Below are 23,347 nucleotides of genomic sequence, written 5' to 3'. Positions count from 1 at the left end.
ATGACAACAGATAGCAACGTAGTTGAAACTATATTTAAGACTAAAGAAGGTTACAATGAGTGTGACCACTGCCAGTCAGTTTTAAGCCCAGCGGCTTATTTTGTTAAGCTAGTTGAGACTATTGAAAAGTATATTCCAGAGCATAAGCTTAAAGAACGTCGTCCTGACTTATTTGAGCTTCCACTAGATTGTAACAGTACAAATAAGACAAAATTATACCTAGAGATTGCTAATGAAATAATGGAGAAGAATCTAGATAAGAAACTAGGTGGCAATGCTCTACAGAAGTTAGCAACAGCTAAATATCCATTTAATCTGCCTGCTAATTTTCCTTTGATTAGCATACGGGCTTACCTCGAAAAACAAGGCATTACTTTAGCTGACCTATATAAGGTGCTAAAACCAGAAGCTAATAACGTTGCAGAATCTTTAGGCCTTTCTCCAGAAGAATATGAGATTATTACTTCTACAAGTTCTAATTCAAGCGAAGTTTATGGTATAAGTAAAAGTGAGCTTAAAAACGTTGAGAAGTTCATTGCTCAAACTAATATAGACTCTGATAAATTAGAGCGGCTAATTGACTGCTATAACAGAATTTATCCTACCAATAAGCTAAGTATCAATTCTGGTACTATAGATAACATTGATCAGGCATTAGGCTTTCTACATCGCTTTATTCGCCTTGCAAACAAGCTTAATTGGTCGTTTAATGAACTGTGTAATGTATTGCTTGCGATTGATAAGAATGAAATTGACGCAGGTGCTCTTAACGAGATAAGCAGAATAAAAAGCTTAGAAGCAAGATTGAAAAAGCCTTTAAGTGAAGTGTGCAAGTTATATTCTAATGCTTCTATATCAATAGGGGGAAGTGAGAGTAAAGAAGATGCTAACAATGCAGCAGAGTCCCTATTCTTTTTACAAGGAGTAAAAGAATCAGACCTGAAGAAAATTTATGGTATGGAGGAACCTTCTGAACCATTTAAAGAAGAAATTTTTGATGAATTCATTGCAAGAACTGGAGCAAAACGTCAGGAAGTAGAATGGCTGCTCAGTCAATCTACTACTCACGTCAAAAAAGCTAAGAAGCAAGAAAAAATTAGTGTCAAAGAGCAAAAGTTTCTACACAACTTCTGTCAGTTAACTGAAAGGTTTACACTGTTGTTTGAAAAGTTAGGTAAATTGACTCAGGCTTCACCAAAGGAGCTTGTTACAAACGTAGATAACAGCACTATATTACAAAAGATTTGGAACATCAGTAAGGAAGAACTGACTTCTTTGATTAATTATAACGACAAAGTGTCAAGCAAAGCTGGAAAATCGCTTATTTTAGAAGTACACAAACAAATTCTGCTAGCAAGGTTGATGAATATTTCAATAGCTGAAGTTATACAGATTTTACTACAGTTAAACATTAGTGAGCTAACAATAAACAACGTAGAGCACGTTATTGAGTTAAGCGATTGGTTAAGCAACAATTCCATCACTATTGAGCAGTTAAGTACACTGGTAAATTCTTCTGCGCTTTCTCATAAGTATACAGAACAGATAAGCAAAATATGTGAAGAACTGGAAAGGGATCCGGAGCTAAAGCGTGATGAAAAAGCCTTTCATAACTTAGTACTGCAATATATAGGAGAACAGCTTAATGAAGAAGGACTAGCTGCAACACATGAGTTTACAAAAAAACAACCAACAAATTTACAACTGCTAAGGCTTGAATCATTAGATAAAAGTATCGTTCATGATGTAGGAATCATTGGTCAAAAGGCTGTTTTTCTTGGAGAAAGCAAAGTACTTAAAAAGGATCTTGTAGAGCATGCAATTAGTGAGCCAAGAGAGAATGTTGCAGTAGCAACGGTTGGTAAAAAGACTATTTTCTTTGGCGGTAAGAAGAGTACAAATGAGTATTCCAAAAAAATCGATATTTATGATGAAGGTACTGGAAGCTGGTCAACTGAAATAGCTAGTGAGGCACGTGATAGTGCAGCAGCGGCCGTTGTAGGAAGCAAAGCTATTTTCTTTGGCGGAAATAAAAGCAGCAGTGAATGCTCTGCAAAAATAGATATCTACAATGATAATGCTACTAATGAAAGTGAAAAATGGAAAGCAGATCAATACCAAACAAGTGAAGCACGTGCAAATGCGTCTGTTGCAGTAATTGGCGAAAAAGCTATTTTCTTTGGTGGTGAAGTAGGCCAAGGAAGGTCAGGTAAAATAGATATCTACGATAATAAAACTGGACAATGGAGATCATCAGATACAGCAAGTGAAGCACGCACGAATGCATCAGTAGCTGTAGTTGATACAAAAGTTATTTTCTTTGGTGGAAATAAAGGTGACCAATGTTCTTCAAAGGTTGATATCTATGACAGTAAAACTGAAAAATGGACAATGCATACAGCTAGCGAAGCCCGTGAAAATGCATCAGTAGCCATAGTGGATGGAAAGGCTATTTTCTTTGGTGGTAAAGCAGGAGAAACAAGATCCAATAAAATAGATATTTACGATGCTAAAACTGAAAAATGGCTAGAAGTTGAACATACTGCTGGTGAAGCACGTGACGCAGCATTGGTTACAGTTGTTGGTAAACAAGCCATTTTCTTTGGCGGATGTAAGGGTAATCAGCAACACTCTAAATATATAGATGTTTACGACAGCCCTACTAACAAATGGAAAAAAACAGATGAAATTAACGAAGCACATGAGAGTGTATCAGCAATCGTAATTGGCACAAAGGCTATATTCTTCACAGGAAAGAAAAGTAGTACTGTTACAGGCCAAGTGTATATTTATGATTCTACTAGTTATTCTAAAGATGAAGATATAGCTAAAAGCTGGATAAAGCGTACTGCAAAAGAAACTGAAATACGAGATGACTTGCTTGTAAATATTACAAACAGCACAAAATATTCTGGTAAAATAGATATCTATGATGATACAACCAAATCTTGGAAAGCCATCGATCTTTATAAACCTGATAAGTGCAAGTCAATAGGGATACATAATAATAGAGCAACTCTAACTTATCAAGACGGAGGAAGTAGTACATATAATCGTACATACACGATAGGCTTATCTATAACTTACGATGCAACAATAGAAGAGCTTTTAAACAATGCCACTGTGTTTACAACGCTTAAAATGGACGCAGAAGATATTACAAATCATGCGAACCTAAAAGCAACGTGGACAGAAGAACAGATAAAAACTCTTGCAAATTACAAAGCATTGCAAAGTGAATTTTCTGGTAATGAGCTTACTTTATCACAATATACGGAATGGTTACGTGATAGTGATGATGAAAGCAAAGTTACAGAAAAAATAGCACAGCTTACTCATTGGGATAAGAAAGTTCTGAATGAAATGAAGGAATTTGATGCATTTAAAAAGTATTTCAGTAAAGAACATAACCCTCTAGATTCTTTGCTAAAAATTAAGTCTTTTATGGATATGTCAGAGCGCTCTGCAATTGATGGCAAGACCCTGTTGGAACTGAGGAATCTGCATAATTTATCAGCATCTACTGAATGGGATAAGTACAATAACACTGCAAGAAAACTACAGGAATCGCTAAGCTATGTAGAAGGAGTAAAAGAGCAGCTAGAAGATCAAAAGCGCAATATCCTAGCGAACTACATGTTGCATACATATTCTGAAATCAAGAATAAGAATATGCGCAGCCTATATGCATTTCTATTAATCGATGTTGAAATGAGTGATTGCTCAAAAATCTCTCCTCTTAAAGCAGGGCTAAATAGTCTTCAGCTTTATATTCACTGCTGTATATTAGGCCTTGAAGAAGGAGTAACAGTTAATTCTGAATTAACCGAGGAAATGTGGGATTTATTGGATAACTATAGAGAATGGGAAGCAACTAAAAAGGTTGCACTATATCCTGAAAATTACCTAAATCCTACGCTACGTAAATCTGCAACTGCAGAATATAAAGCATTGCAGAATACTCTAATGCAAGGAAATCTTACTGATGATACTGTAACCGATGCATACATTAAGTATTTTGAGGATTTTGCACAGCTTGTGAATCTCAGAGTAGTTGATACTTATTTTACAGACAACAAGTTGTATATTTTAGGACGAACTCAAGCAGATCCTTATACTTACTATTACCGTATTGGCAATTTTGAAGGTGGTAAAACAGGAAGTACACAGACTTGGGAGCCTTGGCAAAAAATTGAAGTGCAAATACCAGTCAACATCGCAAGAATAGTCCATACATTTGGTAGAATATTTATTTTTTGGCTACACAAAACTGTAAAGGAAAAGCAAATAGAAGATGTATCAATTAATGATTCTACTCTAACTTTGTACTATGTATTTAAAAAGGTGGATGGTAGCTGGTCCGCTCAACAAAAGTTGCCACACGATGTTAAAATAGATGAGAAATTTGAGATTGAAGTAAGGAAATGTTTAGATGTTAGAAATTGGAATAAAAAAACACTGGAGGAGTATAAAGGTAAAAAAGATGAGAAAGTTGGATTCCTTAAACACAATGTATGGGTTGAAGATCGGGATATAGAGGAGGCTAGAAGTTATTTTGAAAACGAGATTAGGGATTGGGGTAGAAAACTAAAAGAGAAGGTTAAAGAATCAAAAGATATTAATGAAAAATTTGATGGCAAGCTGAAAGTAGCTACAAAGGATAGCGAAATATTGATTTTGTCTTGTGAAAACGGCTTTCATAATAGTAAGTTTATTCTGAAAGAGGACCTAACATCAGAAAGATCCTATACGCGTTACTTTAATAGTATGAACAGCATTGCAGAGGCAGAAAAAAGTATAAAAGAATTCTACGATAAGAAAAAGGAAGAGGAGAAGAAAGTTGTTACACGCCAGATAAATGAAATGCAGAAAAAAATAGATAAAAAGAAGGCAAGAGAGAATGATAAGCAAAGTGAGTTAATTAGTTTAGAAAACAAAAAAGATGGCGAGAAAAGGAGTAAAGATGCGTTACAAAGCAAGGTAAATTCTGTAGAACAAGATATAAAAGAAAAGAGAAGATTATGGCAGGATATAGAGAATTTAAAAGTAAAGTTGAATAATTTATTTCCGCATAGATCAAGTGATTCATATGAAAAAGCAGCAGAGAGAGGCAATTTACGAGCAGTAATAAATAATTTGAAACAAGAGCTAACACAGCACAAGCAAAATGTAGAGAGTACAAATGTAGAATTACAGCAAGAGTTAATAACACTAGAAACGGAAACGGCAACTTTGATCAATAACATAGCTAAGCTAGCAACAGAGGAAACTGTGGATGATAACTTACAGAGAAAAACAAAAGATATAATAAAACGGTTAAGTGATTTACAATTACAAGAAGCACAGCTAGATCCACTAGAGGAGTCAGGAGAAAAAGGGAAGCTTCGAGTAGCTGCAGATAATTTGAAACAAAAGTTAGCACTACTCAAGCAAAGTACAGAAAGCAAAAAAGTAGAATTGCTGGAGCAGCTAACAGAGTTAGAAACAAAAGTGACAAATTTGGAAAGTGAGATAAACAGATTGCAAGAGCCAGAAAAAACTATAGAGGTATTAAAAAAAGAGAAGGGTATATTAGAGGAAAGTATAAAACAGCATGAAAAAGAGATAAAGAAGTTAGATGATGAAATAAAAAAGTATGAAAAAGAGAAAGAGTATCTTAAGAATGTAATATCACAATTACAAAAAGACAAAAAAGAAATAGAAGACGGTAATAATAAAGTTGCTGAACAGGAAAGGCATAAGCAATTGGATGGAAAAAGAGATAAAGAGATAAAGTTAGTAAGAGAATTAATTATTCAAGAGAAAAACGATAACGTAGATCAAAGTAAATACAAAAGCATAGAAATTTTTAATTTAATCAATAAGTCATATAAAGAAGCTTACATTAAGTGTAAAAGACAAGACTTGACCTGACAGACAAGACTTAACTGACAGGATAATTGAGGTAGTTAAAACTAATATCAGTCTCTTGTTTAATGCTACTAATATTTTTCTGAAAAGCAATATGTTTGCTATCAAGAAAAGTTTGTACAGGTGTTTTACCATAGCAATATTTACCCGAGTGAGGTCTTGTTTCGTTGTAAGAACGCAACCAATAATCAACATCGATCTGTAGATCTTCTAAAGAACTGTAGATTCTCTTTCTAAAGATGATATTGTAACACTCATCTTGCATAGTTCTATGAAACCTTTCACATATGCCATTAGTCTGTGGAGAGTTGGCTTTAGTTCTAGAATGATCAATGTTTTCTATTCCCAAATAAAGCTGATAAGCGTGATTTTCGGGCTTGCCACAATACTCCGTACCCCTATCAGTTAAAATGCGTAATAATGGAATTTTCTGCTCATCAAAAAATGGAATGACTCTATCGTTGAGAAGATCTGCAGCTGTAATAGCTGTTCTGTCCGTGTAAAGTTTAACCATTGCAACTCTAGAATAAGTATCAACAAAAGTTTGCTGATAAATTCGCCCTATACCTTTGATATTACCCACATAATAGGTATCTTGAGAACCCAAATAACCTGGATGTTGCGTCTCAATTTCACCATGAGCTTCCCTTTGTTCTTTCACTTTTTCTAAAGCTGCAAGTTGTTCTTCAGTTAAAACAATTCCGTCTTGAGCTACTTTTGTCTCTAGTGCTTTAAGTCTCTTTTTGAGAGTTTCAAGGTCATTTCTGAGCCATACAGACCTTACTCCTCCCTGAGAAATTATTATACCTCTTTTTCTCAGTTCATTTGCAGCTCTTTCTTGTCCATATGCTGGAAATTCTGTTGCTATACTAATCACTGCTCTTTCTATATCGTCGGAAACTCTGTTCGCTAATAGCGATTTTTTCTTACTTATTTCATGTAATGCTTCCTCTCCTCCATTTTCATATAACTCCTTAAAGCGATAAAATGTATCTCTTGAGTATCCCATCACTTTGCATGCTTGAGATACATTTCCTAGTTGCTTTGCTAGTTCTAATAATCCTAGCTTTGGTTTTAATATTTTTGTCTGTACTGTACTCATTTCTAACACTCCTTATTTTCATTATTTTATAACTTACTTTTTTAAAGTGTCAGATCAAGTTCTATCTAATACACATTAAGGGATCAGAAGCAATCTTAGCACCAGAAGTGCAAAACCAAACGCTTGATTTTCAAGGGTTTTATGGGGTATATTTGTGGGAAATATTTTTCCATATTCCAACACTGGTTGCATATCTTTTCAACCAGGAGCAGAAGTTTGCTGAGGCACGCAGGTGGTATCAATACGTCTTCAATCCTACCAATAGGGGCTGCAATGCATGGCAATTTCTTCCCTTTAAAACTAAATGCGGAAATTCATATGGTAATGAGAAGTGTGATAGTGAAAAGTTAATAGATTTACTTGATCCGTACAAAGAGGCTGACAAGAAAAAGATCTCTTATGAGAAGTATGTAATAATGTCATACATAGATAATTTAGTCGATTGGGGGGATATGCTCTTTTCTCAAAATTCATGGGAAGGAATTAACCAAGCAACGATGCTTTATGTAAGAGCTTGGAACCTTCTTGGAGAAAAGCCCAAAAAGAAAGGAAAGTTCAAAGCTGAGCCTGAGAGTATATGTGAGTTGTCGAATAATAAATATGACATATGTAAAATAGAAGCAGAAGCTCCGAGAGATACTGTTCAAAATACACGCAATAGTTCTAGTGCTGCTGTAGTTGATCTTACTACATATTGCAGTTATTTCTGCACTCCAGAAAATAAAGATTTTATTGCCTTATGGGATAGGATTGAGGATCGTCTTTATAAAATAAGACATTGCTTGGATATCAAAGGTAAACGTTTAGAGCTTTCTCTATTCCAACCACCAATTGATCCAAGACAACTAATAAGTACTGCAGCTAGTGGAAGTATTATAAGGTTACCAAAAATAGCCCAAGTGCCTCATTACCGTTTTAAGTATATGATTACCTACGCTAAATCAATTGCTGATACTGTTACTCAAATTGGTTCAGAGCTACTAAGCGTTTTAGAGAAGAAGGATGCTGAAGCACTCACTTTGCTTTACAATAAGCAAGAAGGAATAATGGCTAACTTAATGACAACCATTAAGGAAAAAGCTATTGAAGCATTAAAAGAAGAAGCTAAGGCACTTGATGCAAGTTTGAGTAGCGCAAAAGACCGAAAATCTCATTATGAGAAATTAATTAATGATGGATTATCAGGCTCTGAAATTGCAGCAATAGCAACAGCTATTACTGCCACAGGTCTTTTAACGCTTTCAATTCCTCTTGAAATAGCTGCTGTAGCTGTGCATCTTGTGCCAAATATTTTTGGATTAGCATGTGGTGGCAGTGACTTTGGCAGGTCTGTGGAAGCTGGTGCTAAAGCTCTAGCAACAACAGCAAACACACTATCAAACATATCACAGAATATAAGTACATCAGCAAGTTATGAAAGAAGAGCTCAGGATTGGGATTTACAAAAAATTATGGCAACTTATGATACTGAGCAAATTAGCCATCAAATAGAAGCAAACAAGATAAATCAGGCAAATGCTGTACAAGACCTTACAGCTCATAAGAAATCAATAGAGCAGATTAAGGAAAAAGAGCAGTTTTTCAGAAGTAAATTTACTAACCAGGAACTATACAGCTGGATGAAAGGAGAACTTAAAAGTTTATATATTAGGGTTTATAGACTTGCTCTTGAAATTGCAAGACAAGCAGAGTATGCCTATCAGTATGAAGTTGATAGTAACAAGACTTTTATTCAGCCAGGACACTGGAATAGTTTAAAAGAAGGCTTACTTTCAGGACAAAAATTAAAGTTTGAACTTGAGCAACTTGATAAGGAATACCATGATACCAATGAAAGAAGACTGGAGATCACTAAAGTAATCTCACTTAAATCTCTTGATCCTATCGCACTTTATGAGCTTAAAACTAAAGGCAGTTGTAAATTCTCTTTCACGGAAAAATTATTTGACCTTGATTTCCCTGGTCACTATGCTCGTAAAATTAAAGATATCAAGATCACTATTCCAGCAGTGGTTGGTCCTTATGAAAATGTTCATGCAAGTTTGCAACAAACAAGTAGCCAAGTAATATTAAAAAGCGATAGTGCAATAAATGCAATTAAATACTTAGTAAACCCAAGTGAAGAAGAACAGCCTGAAACTGATCTGTTGAGAGTTAACTGGAAGCCAAATCAAGAAATTGCTATCTCAAAAGCTGATCAAGATAGTGGATTATTTGAACTTAGTTTTGGTGATGAACGTTACTTACCATTTGAGGGCACAGGTGCAGTTTCTACCTGGGAATTAAGCCTTCCTCAAGCAACTAATAGATTTGATATCGGTACTATTTCTGATGTTATCATTCATTTAGACTACACAGCGTTAAATGGTGGAGAAGCTTTAAGTAGCCAGGTAAAAAACCTTAACCAATTAAAGTATTACCTCGGTACATTAGTTATGAACCTAAGTTCGGTCTATCCAGAAGAGTGGGAAAAATTTAAACAACAAGCAAAAGGACGTTCTTCTGAGCTAAAATTCAAACTATCCTCTGAGATTTTTCCCGTTCATGTAAAAAATCCATCAGTTGATTTAAATAAAGAAAATAACATTTATGTTATACCTACTACGCCAGATATGAGTCGAATAACTATAAAGTTAAATAACTACAATTGGGAACGTAATTCTAAAAAGATTGTTAATCCTTCACTTACAATTGGTAGTGATTGGAGTATTAAAATCAACAATGCAGATATAAGCAAAATCGAAGAAATAATGATTATGGTCCCTTATAAAGCAACGATTAATTGGTAACTTCTATACCTGCTATTTTAATAACGAGTAGCAGGTCTCTTTGCTTTTTTCATTTGTAATACCTTTTTCTATAAGAACACTTTGTATAGAGGTAGGTACTTGGATGCTAGCTTGGATTTGCAGATCAGCACTATTTAATATTCGATCTTTCTTACCATTATAGGCTTTTTTAAATCCATCGATTTGCTTTTGACTTAAATTTTGTGAAAATGCCTTTTCTACATATGAGTCTAAAAGACTAGCAATTGTATCATAATTGCCACTTGTAATTTTTGCTGTGATAGTTTTTTGTACTTCTAAAAAATCAATTCTTACTGATTTCCATGCTATACCACTGCTACAAGCTGCTTGCTTCATTACTTGCTCTAGCTTTTCCACTATACGTAAAGTACAGCCTATTGTCTCCTCTTTTGATAAAGTACTGCTTTCATAAGCTCTACATTTCATGTTGCATTTATTTCCATTGAACCAGCTATATAATACATAATAAAGCATCATGTCTGCATTACTAATATTCCCAAGCCTTTCTTGAATAATAGGTGTAGATGATTTACAGCTGGCCACCTTACCTGGTAAAAATGGCTGTCCAGTATTAGGTATCCAACCTTTTATCCAAGAAACCCAGTTGCCTATCAGTGAAGAATGTCTACCTGCTCCACTACTTTGAAACTGACCTACAGTAGGCTGATCTACAAAAAGATGACTATGCCTGATATTAGCAACGTAATTGTGCTCTTTTTCTTCCAGAGCTTGCCTTAGGTATTCTACCACACTTACATGGTTTGCAGAAATAGCTAGATCAAGAGGTTTTTCATGATCAATACTGAGAAGATCAATATCTGCTCCTTTTTCCTCCACAAGAAATTTTACGGTTTCTAAATGACCATTACTAGCAGCGCAGTGGAGAGGCGTCCAATTATCTGCACTAACAGCGTTAACACTTATTCCTTTATCAAGGAAAAATTTTACAATATCTTTATGTCCATTCTCAGCAGCAATATGTAGAGGTATTTTACCACTCAGATCAACAGCATTAATATTTGCTCCTTTCTCTTCTACTAAAAATCTTACAGCTCCCAAATGACCATGCCTTGCAGCATAATGCAGCGGTGTCCAATTGTCCTGACCTAAATCATTAACATTCATTCCCTGGTTTATTAAAAGTTCTATAACTTTTTGATACCCACGTTCAGCAGCAATATGCAAAGGTTTTGCGTTATCAGCATCTACAGCATTAAAATTTGCTCCCTCAGCTAAAAGCGATTGGACAAAATCCAAATTACCAGAATGGGCAGCATAATGCAGTGGCGTCCACATTAAATTAGTATCTGGATCATTAATACTTAGCCCCTGCTGTACGAAAAACAGTACAATATTCTTATGTGCATTGCTAGCTGCAGAGTGTATAGGTTTTTTTCCATCGTTGCTTACAGCTCTAATATCTGCACCTTCTTCAACTAGAGATTTAGTAGCCCTCAAGCGACCATGAAGGGCAGCATAATGCAAAGGTGTTAATTGCTGATAATCAGCATCATTAACATTTAATTCTTTTTGTATAAAAAACTCCACAATATCTTTGTGTCCATGCTGGGCAGCAATATGTAAAGGCCCAGCACCGTAAACATCTTTATTTTTGATGATGTTTCTATCTTGACGAACGAGAAACCTAATAACCTCTAAAAGTTTATCATCAATGTGTTTATTATTCCTGCCTTTAGCAGCATAATATAAAGGTGTCCAATTGTCTTTGCCTTTGTCATCAACACTTAGCTGCTTTTGCACTACAAAAAATTCTACTATATCCTTATGACCATACTGAGCAGCATAATGCAAAGGTTTTGCATTACTAGAATCCTGAGCATTGACATTTGCTCCTCTACTTACAAGAAGTTTAACCACCTCTAAACTACCACCCTTGGCAGCATAATGTAGTGGTATTTGATTATTCTGATCTTGATAGTTAACATTCAATCCTCTACTAAGAAAAAACTCAATGGCGTTTTTATGTCCATGCTCAGCAGCAATATGTAAAGGACTCACACCGTTAATATCAAAAGCGATAATATTTGCTCCTCTACCAGCAAAAAATTCAATAACGTTTAAGTTGCCACTTTTAGCAGCATAGTGCATCAATGTTTTACTACTTTTATCTTGGTCACTAACACTTAATTGCTTTTCTACAGTAAAGAACTCTACAATACCTTTATGACCGTACTCAGCAGCAATATGCAAAGGTTTTAAATTATTAGAATCTTTGGCATTGATATCTGCTCCTCTACTGATGAGAAACTTTATAACTTCTAAGTTACCACTCTTGGCAGCATAGTGTAACGGCGTCCACTTATTCTTATCTAAATCATTGACACTTAATCTCCTATTGAGGAAAAACTCTACGATATCTTTATGTCCATACTCAGCAGCAATATGCAAAGGTTTTGCTCCGCTTATCGTTTGATCATGAATATTTGATCTAAAGTTAATAAGTAGTTTCACAACTTCTAAGTTACCACTCTTAGCAGCTTCATGGAGCGGAGTAAGGTAATCTTTATTATTTCTAGCATTAGTGTAAGCCTTTTTTCTAAGAAGAAACTTGACAATCTCTAAATCACCACATTGAGCAGCTTTGTGCAATGGTGTTAAGTCATTATCATCTCTAGAGTTAACATCTGCACCTATATTAAAATAATGTTCAACCTTTCTAAAATCTTTCTGACTTATCGCATCAAACAATCCTGCATTTGAAAGAGTTTTTACGACTTCTAGGTGGCGCTTTTCTGTAGCAAGTTGTAACGGTGTCTTGCCATGAAAATCTTGAACATTAATATCCGCCTCTCTTTCTATAAGCAACTTCACAACCTCTGAGTGACCAGAATCAGCAGCATAATGGAGTGGTGTCCAGCTATTCCAACCAGAAGCATTAATATTTGATCCGCTGTTAAGCAAAAATTCCACTACGCCTTTATGGCCATATTGAGCAGCAATATGTAAAGGTTTTATGTAATGAGACCCAGCATTAACATTTGCCCCTTCTTCTACTAAAAGTTTTATGAGTTTTATGTGGTTTCTATAAGCGGCATAATGCAGTGGTGTCCAGTTATTGTGACTAGAATAATTAACATCAGCTCCTTCTTTAAGATAATCTTTAACTCTTTGTATGTCATTCCTTCCTACAGAATGAAACATAGCCTCATTTAACAGCAATTCAGTAATTTCTCCATTCTCTTTTTCTTTAGCAAGTTGTAATGGTGTTTTACCGTTTGAATCCCTTGCGTTGGTGTCTGCTCTCTTTTCTATTAGTAACTTTACAAGCTCAAAATAACCTTCCTCTGCCGCATAATGTAATGGCGTTTTATTATTTTTGCCTGGTTCACTAGCACTTACTCCATGTTCAAGCAAGAACTCAGCAACATTTTTGTATCCATTTTTGGTAGCAACATGTAACGGGCTTTCACCACTAATGCTTTTCATGTTTAGGTTCGCTCCTTTACTTTGTAAAAACCTTATCATTGATAAGTCGCCATTTTCTGCTGCAATATGCAACATTCCCCATCCCCACCTGTTAGTCACATCAACATCAGCTCCACTAGTAAGATATTCACTAATTTTATCACGATCTCCCTGCTTAACGGCATTAAATAACACCTTATCTTGTAACAATTTAATAATCTCAGGGTCAGTTGCAAGTTGCAATGGCGTGTTTTCTTCAGAATCTTGAATATTGATATCTGCGCCTTTCTCTATCAAAAATTCTACAGATGCTGAATGGCTTTTCTCAGCTGCTTGATGTAAAGCTGTTTTTCCACTTATACCTTTGTCATCGATACTCAACCCTTCTCTGTTTTTCCTTAGGAAAAACTCCATCACATTTGTATGACCATATTGAGCAGCAACATGCAATGGCTTATTTCTGTTAGTATCCTTAAGGTTGATATCCGCGTCCTCTCCTATCAGAAATTCTACTACTGCCAAGCGTCCATGTCTAGCAGCATAATGTAATGGTGTCCAATTATTCCTACCACGACTGTCAACACCCTCACTTTTCTCTTTTCCTACTATCAAAAACGCTACTATGTCTTCGTATCCATTCCTAGCAGCATAATGCAAAGGCTTTGCATTATAAGACTTAGCATCAACATTTGCTCCTTGCGCCTTTAGAAGCCTAACGATTTCAATGTAACCTTTGCTAGCGGCATCATGCAGCAATGTCCAGTCATTTTCGTCTTTGTAGTTAGGGTCTGCTCCTTCAGCAAGATACTGTTCAACTTTACTTAACTCTCCTTGTTTCACAGCATTAAATAATGCTTTATTACGCAATAATCTTGCTGCTTCCTGATGGTTTTTACCGCTTGCTAGTTGCAAAGGTGTTTTGTTATCAGTACTTTTAGCATCAATATCTGCTCCTTTTTCTATTAAAAATTTTACAACTTCTGGATACCCTTTGTCAGCAGCGTAGTGTAGCATAGTCCAATCATTATTACCTTTATCGTTAATGCTTAGCTCATCCCCGTGCCACCTAAGGAAAAATTCTATAATACTTCTATGCCCGTTATCTGCAGCAATATGTAAAGGCTTATTTCCGTTAGAATCTTGAGCATTAATATTTGCCCTCTTTGTTATCAGAAGTTCTACAATTGCCAAACCACCTCTGCTTGCAGCATAGTGAAGCGGTGTCCATCCATTTCTATTTGCATCATTAACACTAAGGCCAGCTCTTTCCTCTTTCAGAAAGAATTCTACCACGTTTCTACGACCGTAATCAGCAGCAATATGCAAAGGCTTGTCGCCATTTTGATCTCTAGTATTAATGTTTGCCCCTCTTGATATTAGAGCCTGAGCAACTCTTAGATGTCCTCTACTTGCAGCTTCATGTAATACTGTCCATCCATTCTTATCTGAATAATTAACGTTAGCTCCATTATCAAGGTATCTTTCTACATCATTTAAATTTCCCTGCTTTACAGCATGTAATAATGTTTTATTTTGTAATAATCTTTTAATTGGCCCTTCATTAGCTAGTTGCAGAGGTGTTAGATTATCATAGTCAATTGCATTAATATCTGCACCATTCTCTATGAGAAACTCTGCAACTTCAGGGTGGTTGTACTTGGCAGCATAATGAAGCGGTGTCCAATTATTTTTGCCCCTATCATTAATGTTAGCATCTGCCTCATTCACACCATTTTTTCTACTGAGAAAATATCTTACAACATCTAAAGAGCCTTTCTCGGCAGCAATATGCAAAGGTTTATCTCCATCTCTACTTTTAGCATTAATATTCGCTCCCTTCTCTTCCACTAAAGACCTGATCAATGGCAAATTATTTCTCACAGAAGCAGCGTGTAAAAGCCCCCATCCCCATCTGTTAGTAGAGTTTACATTAGCTCCATCTCTGAAAGAGTCTTGTACTCTCACTAAATTTCCTTCTTTCACAGCATCAAAAAGTGCTTTATTTAACAATAACTCCTTGACTCTTTCATCCTGGGCAAGTTGTAGAGGTGTTTTGCCACCAGAGTTTTCTGCATTGATATTTGCACCTCTTGTTATCAAAAGCTCCACAACTTCCGACTTGCCCTGCTCAGCGGCATAATGGAGTGGTGTCCAGCTATCTTTACCTAAATCATTAACACTGAGCTTTTTATCAAGAAAAAACTTTACTATATCCGTATGTCCATTCTTTGCAGCAAGATGCATAGGTTTATCCCCATCAGCATCTTTAAGATTAATATCTGCACCTTTTTCTCCTACTAAATATCGCACAACTTCGAAGTGATTGCTCTCAGCAGCATAGTGTAGTGGTGTTTTATTATCTTTACCTTTATCATTAACTTTACCGTTGAGTAGAAGCTTCACAATGTTTATGTGGCCATATTGTGAAGCAATATGCAAAGATTTGTCCCCATCAGAATTTTCAGCATCAATGCTTGCCCCTCTTTCTACTAGAAGCGAAGCTATTAGCAAATGACCTTTTTCAGCTGCACGATGCAACAGCGTCCAATCATTACCGCTCAGAGAGTTAGGATCAGCTCCATTGTCAAGATATTTTTGAACTTGAGCATACTCTCCTTGTTCTACAGCATCAAATAATGCCTCATTTTGTAATGACCTGACAATTTCCTGATTACCAGTTATAAGCTCTAAAGGTGCTTTACCTTGGGCATTCTGGATAGTAATATCTGCACCTTCTTTGACAAGAAAATTTACAATTTGTGAATAGTTGTTTGCACTAGCATAGTGAAGTGGTGTCCAATTATCTCTACCTAAATCATTAATATCCATTCCCCGCTCATCAATAAAAAACCTTACTATTGGCTGATGCCCACTTTTGGCTGCAACGTGTAATGGTTTGTCCTCGTCAGAATTTCTAATGTTAATGTCTGCCCGCTCTCTCGTTAAAAGCTTTACGATTTTTAGATGCCCGCCTTCAGATGCATAATGCAGTGGAGTCCAATTGTTTAAATCAGTTGCATTAACAGCTGGCCAACTTTGCACTAAAAGCTCAACTACATCAGAGTAACCATGACGTGCAGCATGATGAAGGAAAATTCTGCCATTTTGATCACTATAGTCAATATTAACCCTTATTCCTTTAACTTCTTTGTTGAGATAATTTCTCACCTCCGACACTTTATTTTGTTTTACAGCACCAGACAACCCTTCATTCAGTAAGAATTGAATTACTTCAGGCTCGCTTGCCAGATCTACTGGTAATTTTCCTTGAGAATTATGAGCATTAATATTCGCTCCTTTCTTTATAAGAAACTTTACAATCTCAATATGGCCTTCTTTAGAAGCATGATGTAAAGCTGTCCAATTATTTCTATCTTTGCTATCAATAGTAGCTTCTTTTTCTTCAATCAAGTACTGTACAACATTAAGGCTATTGCTTGCAGCAGCATAATGCAGGGGCGTCCACTTATTTTCCCCTTGTTCATTAACGCTTAATTCTTGTTGATCGATAAAAAATTCTACAATATCTTTATGCCCATTTTTTGCAGCAATGTGCAAAGGTTTTTCTCTACTATCTGTTCTTGCGTTTATATTTGCTTTTTTTTCTACCAGAAATTCTGCTACTTTTGTATAACCGTTGCGAGCAGCATAATGAAGTGGTGTCCAGTTATTTAGATCTGAATAGTTAACATCAATCTCATTTACAAAAAGACCTTTAATCTTATTAATGTCATCACCCAAGTTATCTCCTCTTACAGCATTGAATAGCTCTCTACTCCGCAATAACTTTGCCACCTCCCTGTGACTATCTCCTTTTTCAACAGCAAGTTGCAACGGCGTTTCTCCACTTAAACCCGTAGCGCCAATATTTGCTCCTTTTTCTATAAGAAATTTTACTACCGGTAATCGATTTTCATAAACGGCATAGTGAAGCGGTGTCCAGTTATTTTTTCCTACTTCATCAATATTTGCTTGCTTACTCAGAAAAAGCTCTACCACGTCACCTTTGCCATAAGTAGCAGCAAGATGTAAAGGTGTATTTCCGTCAGAATCTTTAGCGTTAACAACATTTGGATCTTTATTGATAAGTTCTGTTGCTAGCGTTTTATACCCTAAGCTAGCAGCGTAATGTAACGGCTGCCATCCATTTTTCTCGTATGAATAATTAAGATTTTGAATATATTTTCTGACCTTTGATACATCATTTTTCCTTATAGCATCAATCAATGCCTTGCCCTGCAACATTGCTTTAACTTCTTGCCGATTACTTTCACCTTGGGAAAGCTGTTGAGCAAGGTCAAGTGGAGTTACACTATTAGAATTTTCAGCATAAATATCTGCTTCTTTTTTTATCAAAAACTTTACTAAATCGCTGCTACCTTTGTTAACAGCATGATGTAGCGGTGTCCAATTATCCTTACCACGATCATTAACGTTCATCCCTTTTTCATTAAGAAAAAACTCTACGATATCTTTATACGCCATACCAGAAGCAATATGTAAAGGCTTATCTCCACTATGGGCTTTAGCATTAACATTAGCCCCTTTTTCTTCTACCAAAAATCTAATAAACTCTAAATCATCCACTTCTCTATTGGCAGCATGGTGTAGTAAAGACCAACCATTCTGATCTGAGTGATTAATGCTGATTCCATTACTAAGATATTCTTCAACCTTATCATGATCACCTTCCTTTACTGCACCAATTACTTTTACTGCGTTAAATAGCCCTTTATTCAGTAACAACTGTGCAATGGACTGATGACCCTCATCTCTAGCAAGCTGTAATGGTGTTTTACCATCTGAGTTTTTAAGATTAGCATCTGCTTCTTTTTCTATGAGAAGTTGTACAACTGGCAAATGCCCACCTTTTGCAGCATAGTGTAGTGATGTCCAGTTGCTTTTACCTTTGTGATTAATACTTGCTTTCTCTTTTTCAAGAAGAAGTTCAACAACATCTTTGTGGCCATAAGCAGCAGCAAGGTGTATAGGTTCATCGCCATCTGAGTTTTTGGCATTAACATTAATTGAATTACTCTCTATTAGTTTTGTTGCTGATCCTTGATGGCCAAGTTTGGCAGCGTAGTGTAATGGAGTCCAGAGATTTTCTTCGTATGAATAATTAACATTAGCACCTTTATTAATATACTCACTAACTCTCGATACAATGTTCTGCTTTACAGCATCAACTAATGCTTTACCTAACAACACCTCCTTAACTTTAGTTTCTTCACTCTTAACGAGGTCTAAAGGGGTTGTACCATTAACGCTTCTAGCATCAATGTTTGCTCCTCTTTCTTTTACTAGATACTCAACAACATCAAAGTGATCGTCTAAAGTAGCATAATGGAGTGGTGTCCAATTTTCTTTTCCTAGCTCATCAACGCTTAACCCTTTCTCCTCAAGAAAGAATTTTACAACATTTTTGTGTCCATTCTTTGCAGAATAATGTAGCGGTTTATCTCTATCGTCAGTTCTGGCATCTACATTTGCCCCCTTTTCTATCAAAAATTTTACGATTTTTAAATATCCATTAAGAGCAGCATGATGAAGCGGTGTCCAATTACTTGAATTTGAATAATTAACATCAATTTCGTCAGTAAAAGAACCTTTAAGATCATCACCAAGATCTTCCTGTTTCACAGTGTTAAATAATGCTCTACTCCGCAACAATTTTGCCACTTCCCTATGACTATCTCCTTTCTCAACAGCAAGTTGCAATGGCGTTTCTTCGCTTAAACCAGTAGCATCGATATTTGCTCCTTTTTCTATAAGAAATTTTACTACTGGTAATTGGTTTTCGTAAGCAGCATAATGAAGCGGTGTCCAATCATCTTTTCCTTTACTTTCAATCAGCGTTTCTCTAGGTTCTTGAAGAAAAAATTCCACAATATTCTTGCGACCATGGGCAATAGCAATATGTAAAGGGTTACTATCATCAGCATCTTTAGCATCAGTAATATTAGCATTATTATTTATAAGTGTTTCTGCAGATCTTTGATAACCAAGACTAGCAGCGTAATGTAATGGAGTCCATTTATTATCCTCATATGAATAATCAACTTTAGCTCCTTCTTTAATGTAATCTCTGACCTTTCTTACATTATTCTGCCTGACAGCATCTATTAAAGCTTTGCCAAGTAGTTTAGGCTTAATCCCTTTGCCATCTGCGAGCTTCAATGGAGTTATATTATTATAATCTTCTGCATAAATATTGGCTCCTTTTTTTATCAAAAACTCCGCAAAGCTTTCACTGTCTTTATGAACAGCATGATGTAATGGTGTCCAATTATCCTTCCCTCGATCATTAATATCCAATTCCTTCTCGTCCACAAAGAACCTTACAATATTTATATGTGCGTGGCTGGAGGCAATATGTAGTGGTTTGTTACCATCGTTAGTTTTAGCATCAATATTTGCTCCTTTTTCTACCAAAAATCTGACAAATTCGTCATCATCTATGGTTCTATTAGCAGCATGATGTAGTGGAGTCCAGCCCTGAAGGTCTGAGTGATTAACGTTAGCACCAGCATCAAGATATCCTTTAACCTCATCAAGGTTTCCTTTTTTTACTGCTCCAAATACTTGTTCAAATAGAGCCTCATTCAATAATAGTGATACAATTTCTTGATGTTCTCTTTCTCTTGCCAATTCTAGCGGTGTTTTACCATCGGAATTTACAGCATTAATATCTGCTTTTTTTTCTATTAGAAATTTTACTATTGGCAAATGTCCACCTTCAGCAGCATAGTGAAGGGGTCTCCAATCACTTTTGCCCTTATTATTTACGCTTAATAACCCTTTTTCGTTTTTAAGAAGAAGCTTCACAATATTTTCATGCCCGCAAGCGGTTGCTATGTGTAAAGGCTCATTATTGTCAGAATCTTTAGTATCAATAACAGTGGAGTTGTTATTGATGAGTACTTCCGCAGAACTTTGATAACCTAAGTGAGCAGCATAATGTAGTGGTGTCCACTTTTTATCTTCATATGAATAATTAAGGTCAGCTCCAGAGGTAATGTAATCTCTAACTTTTTCTATATCATTTCTTTTAACAGCATCAATTAACTCCTTACCCAGCACTATCCTTTTAATTATTTCGTAACTTCCATTTTGAGCAAGTTGTAGTGGTGTCTTATTGCTAGAGTCAAGACTTTCAGCATTAATATTTGCACCTTTTTTTATTAAAAATTCTGTAAGCTCTAGCTTACCTCCAGAAACAGCATAGTGCAGTGGTGTCCACCTGTTTTTTCCTTCTTCATCAACACTTAATCCTTTTCTCTCTATAAAAAACTCCACAACTTCTGTGTGTCCATGCTTAGCAGCAACATGTATGGGCTTTTCCCTATCATTGGTTATAGTGTTTACATCTGCTCCTTTTTCGACTAAAAACTCCACAACTTTTAAATCACCATTGGAAGCAGCATAATGCAGTGGTGTCCAATTATCCAAACCCGAATAATTAACATCAATCTCACCTGTAAAAATAATCTTGATACTGTCAAGGTCATCATTAAGACTCTCTTGTTTTACAGCATTAAATAATGCTCTGCTTCGCAGTAATTTTGCAACTTCCTTATGGCTATTACCTTTTTCCTCAGCAATTTGTAAAGGCGTCTCATCGTTTAAGCCCTTGGTAGCAATGTTTGCCCCTGTTTCTATAAGAAACTTTACTACTGCAAGATGACCTTTATCAGTAGCATAGTGCAGAAGCGTCCAACCATTTTTTCCCTCGCTTTCAAGAAGCTTAGCCTTACTTTCACTTAGATGCTCTCTAGGATTCTTAAGAAAAAATTCCACAATATTCTTGTGACCATATTCAGCAGCAATATGCAAAGGGTTGCTATCTTCAGAATCTTTAGCATCAATAATAGTAGCATTGTTTCTTACAAGGACTTTTGCTGACCTCTGATAGCCCAAACTGCCAGTATAGTGTAATGATGTCCACTTCCTATCTTCATATGAATAGTCAACATTTGCCCCTTTCTTAATATGATCACTGACTTTTGTTATATCATTCCTCTTGACAGCATCGATTAACGCCTTGCCCAACAATATGCCTTTGATTACCTTACCTTCAGCGAGATCTAATGGTGTTTTGCTATTAGAGTTCTCAGCATAAATATCTGCTTCTTTTTTTATTAAAAACCTTACTAATTCCTCACTTTCCTTATTAACAGCATAGTGTAAAGGTGTAAAATTTTCCTCTCCTCGATCGTTAATGTCTAAACCCTTTTCGTTAATAAAAAATTTTACAGTATCTTTATATGCATTGCGAGAAGCAAGATGTAAGGGTTTATTACCATCATGGGTAGTAGCATTTACATTTGCCCCTTCTTTTACTAACAGTCTGATAAGCCCTAGAGCTTCTGATGTTCTATTAGTAGCATGGTGTAGTGGAGTCCAGCCGTTACGGTCTGAATGATTAATTTCAGCACCATTATCAAGATTCCCTTTGACCTCATTAATATTACCTTCTTGAACTGAGTTAATCAGTGCTTTGTTTAATAGCAATTTTACAATTGTCTGATGATTTTTGTCCTTGGCCAATTGTGATGGCGATTTCTGATTAGAGTTTTTTGTATCAATGTTTGCTCCCCTTTCAACTAATAGTTTTGCTACTCTAAAATTTCCTTTATCAGCAGCATAGTGAAGAGGAGTGGAAGCGTTCTTGCCTTCAATGTTAATATCTGCTCCTCTCTCTAGCAACAATTCTACAATATTTTCCTTGCCATAATCAGCAGCAATATGTAAAGGTGTGTTATTTTCAGAGTCTCTAGCACCTAAAGTGGAATTATTTACAAGCAATTCCGCTGATCTACGATAGCCTAGGCTAGCAGCATAGTGTAACGGTGTCCATTTATTCTCTTCACTTGAATAATCAACACTTGCATGGTCAATACCAATATATTCTCTAATTTTTTGGATATTATTTTGCTTTACAGCATCAATTAACATTTTACCTAGCAGAACCCTTTTAACATCTGAATCGCTGGTAAGTTGGAGTGGAGTTTCACTTTTAGCGTCTTCGGCATTAATATTTGCACCCTTCCCTACTAAGAACTTAACGAAATTTAAATAGCCTTTACTAGCCGCATGATGAAGTGGTGTTTTTCTACCCTTGTCTCTAGCATTTATATCAATACCTTCTTTCTCTACTAAAGCTTTTCCAAGTTCTAGATGAGTTTTATTAGCAGCATAGTGCAGCGGTGTCCAACTATCCTTACCTTGATCATTAACGCTTAACCCCTTTTCATCAAGAAAGAAATTTACGATATCTCTGTATCCATGATCAGATGCAATATGTAATGGTTTATTCCCATCAGAATCTTTAGCATTAATATCTGCTCCTTTTTCTGTTAAAAATTTGATAAAGTTGAGGTCCTCAGGACTATCATCAACAGCATAGTGCAGTGGCATCCAGCCATTGTTTTGACTTGCATAATTAATATTGGCACCGTTATCAAGCTGAGTTTCCACTCCGTTTCGTTCTCTTTTCTTTACAACAGCAAGCAGTAGTTCATTTCTTAGTAAGCTTGCAACTTCTTCATGTCCTCCATCATTTGCAAGTTTCAGTGGTGTTTCGTTATCAGAGTTTTTAACATTAATCTCTGCTCCTCTTGCTATGAGAAATTCCACAATTGATAAATGCCCTTTCTTTGCAGCATAGTGCAATGGAGTTGATTGATCCATGGTTTTAGAATTAATATGTTGTTGTTTTTCTATTAGAAGCTTTACAATCTCTAGGTACCCTTTATTAGTAGCATAATGTAAAGGTGTCCAATTATCCTTGCCTTTCTCGTCAACTTCTACTCCTTTATCAAGAAAAAACTTTACAATATTTTTATGTCCAAAATCAGCTGCAATGTGAATGGGCTTGTTTCCATCGTTAGTTTTAGTATTAAAACTTACGCCTTGATCATTTACTAAAAATTTTGCTACTTCTAAGCTGCCAAACTTAGCTGCATAGTGGAGTAAGCCCCAGCCATCTTGGCTAACAATAGTAAAGTTATTTCCTATCGCGTTCTTATCATTACGCTTTATACCCTCTATTATATCTCCAGATATGGTCATCTCTAGCCTCCAGAATCTCTATTAA

At 35.9% G+C, this 23,347-nt stretch carries 4 protein-coding genes; 2 read left to right on the top strand and 2 right to left on the bottom strand.

Features of this window, described 5'->3' with window-relative positions:
• Nucleotides 1-5,913: a Kelch repeat-containing protein gene (locus tag OPS21_RS01990; protein WP_265027685.1), complete on the top strand. Its 5,913-nt coding sequence runs from the start codon at nucleotides 1-3 to the stop codon at nucleotides 5,911-5,913.
• A 10-nt stretch (nucleotides 5,914-5,923) separates the two neighbouring features.
• Here OPS21_RS01990 and OPS21_RS01985 read toward each other — a convergent pair whose 3' ends face one another.
• Nucleotides 5,924-7,012, bottom strand: coding sequence for an IS481 family transposase (locus tag OPS21_RS01985; protein WP_265027684.1), 1,089 nt, complete (start codon nucleotides 7,010-7,012; stop codon nucleotides 5,924-5,926).
• 107 nt (nucleotides 7,013-7,119) lie between these two features.
• Here OPS21_RS01985 and OPS21_RS01980 point away from each other — a divergent pair, with 107 nt between their 5' ends.
• Nucleotides 7,120-9,801 carry a Tc toxin subunit A-related protein gene (locus OPS21_RS01980; RefSeq protein WP_265027683.1) on the top strand — a complete coding sequence of 894 codons (2,682 nt, stop codon included), beginning with the start codon at nucleotides 7,120-7,122 and terminating at the stop codon, nucleotides 9,799-9,801.
• Nucleotides 9,802-9,813: 12 nt separating this feature from the next.
• On the opposite strand, the gene OPS21_RS01975 is transcribed toward OPS21_RS01980, so the two are convergent.
• The gene (locus OPS21_RS01975; RefSeq protein ID WP_265027666.1) at nucleotides 9,814-23,322 is read right to left on the bottom strand and encodes an ankyrin repeat domain-containing protein; all 13,509 of its coding nucleotides are present in this window, start codon (nucleotides 23,320-23,322) and stop codon (nucleotides 9,814-9,816) included.
• Nucleotides 23,323-23,347: the final 25 nt, after the last annotated feature.

Origin of the sequence: Wolbachia endosymbiont (group B) of Chorthippus parallelus (assembly GCF_947251815.1) — a bacterium.
In the GTDB taxonomy this organism is placed as follows: Bacteria; Pseudomonadota; Alphaproteobacteria; order Rickettsiales; family Anaplasmataceae; genus Wolbachia.
This window is presented reverse-complemented; position numbering and strand designations above follow the sequence as displayed.

Coding starts and splice junctions, on each gene's coding strand:
- OPS21_RS01990 (WP_265027685.1), top strand. CDS start 1: ATGACAACAGATAGCAACGTAGTTGAAACTATATTTAAGACTAAAGAA.
- OPS21_RS01985 (WP_265027684.1), bottom strand. CDS start 7,012: ATGAGTACAGTACAGACAAAAATATTAAAACCAAAGCTAGGATTATTA.
- OPS21_RS01975 (WP_265027666.1), bottom strand. CDS start 23,322: ATGACCATATCTGGAGATATAATAGAGGGTATAAAGCGTAATGATAAG.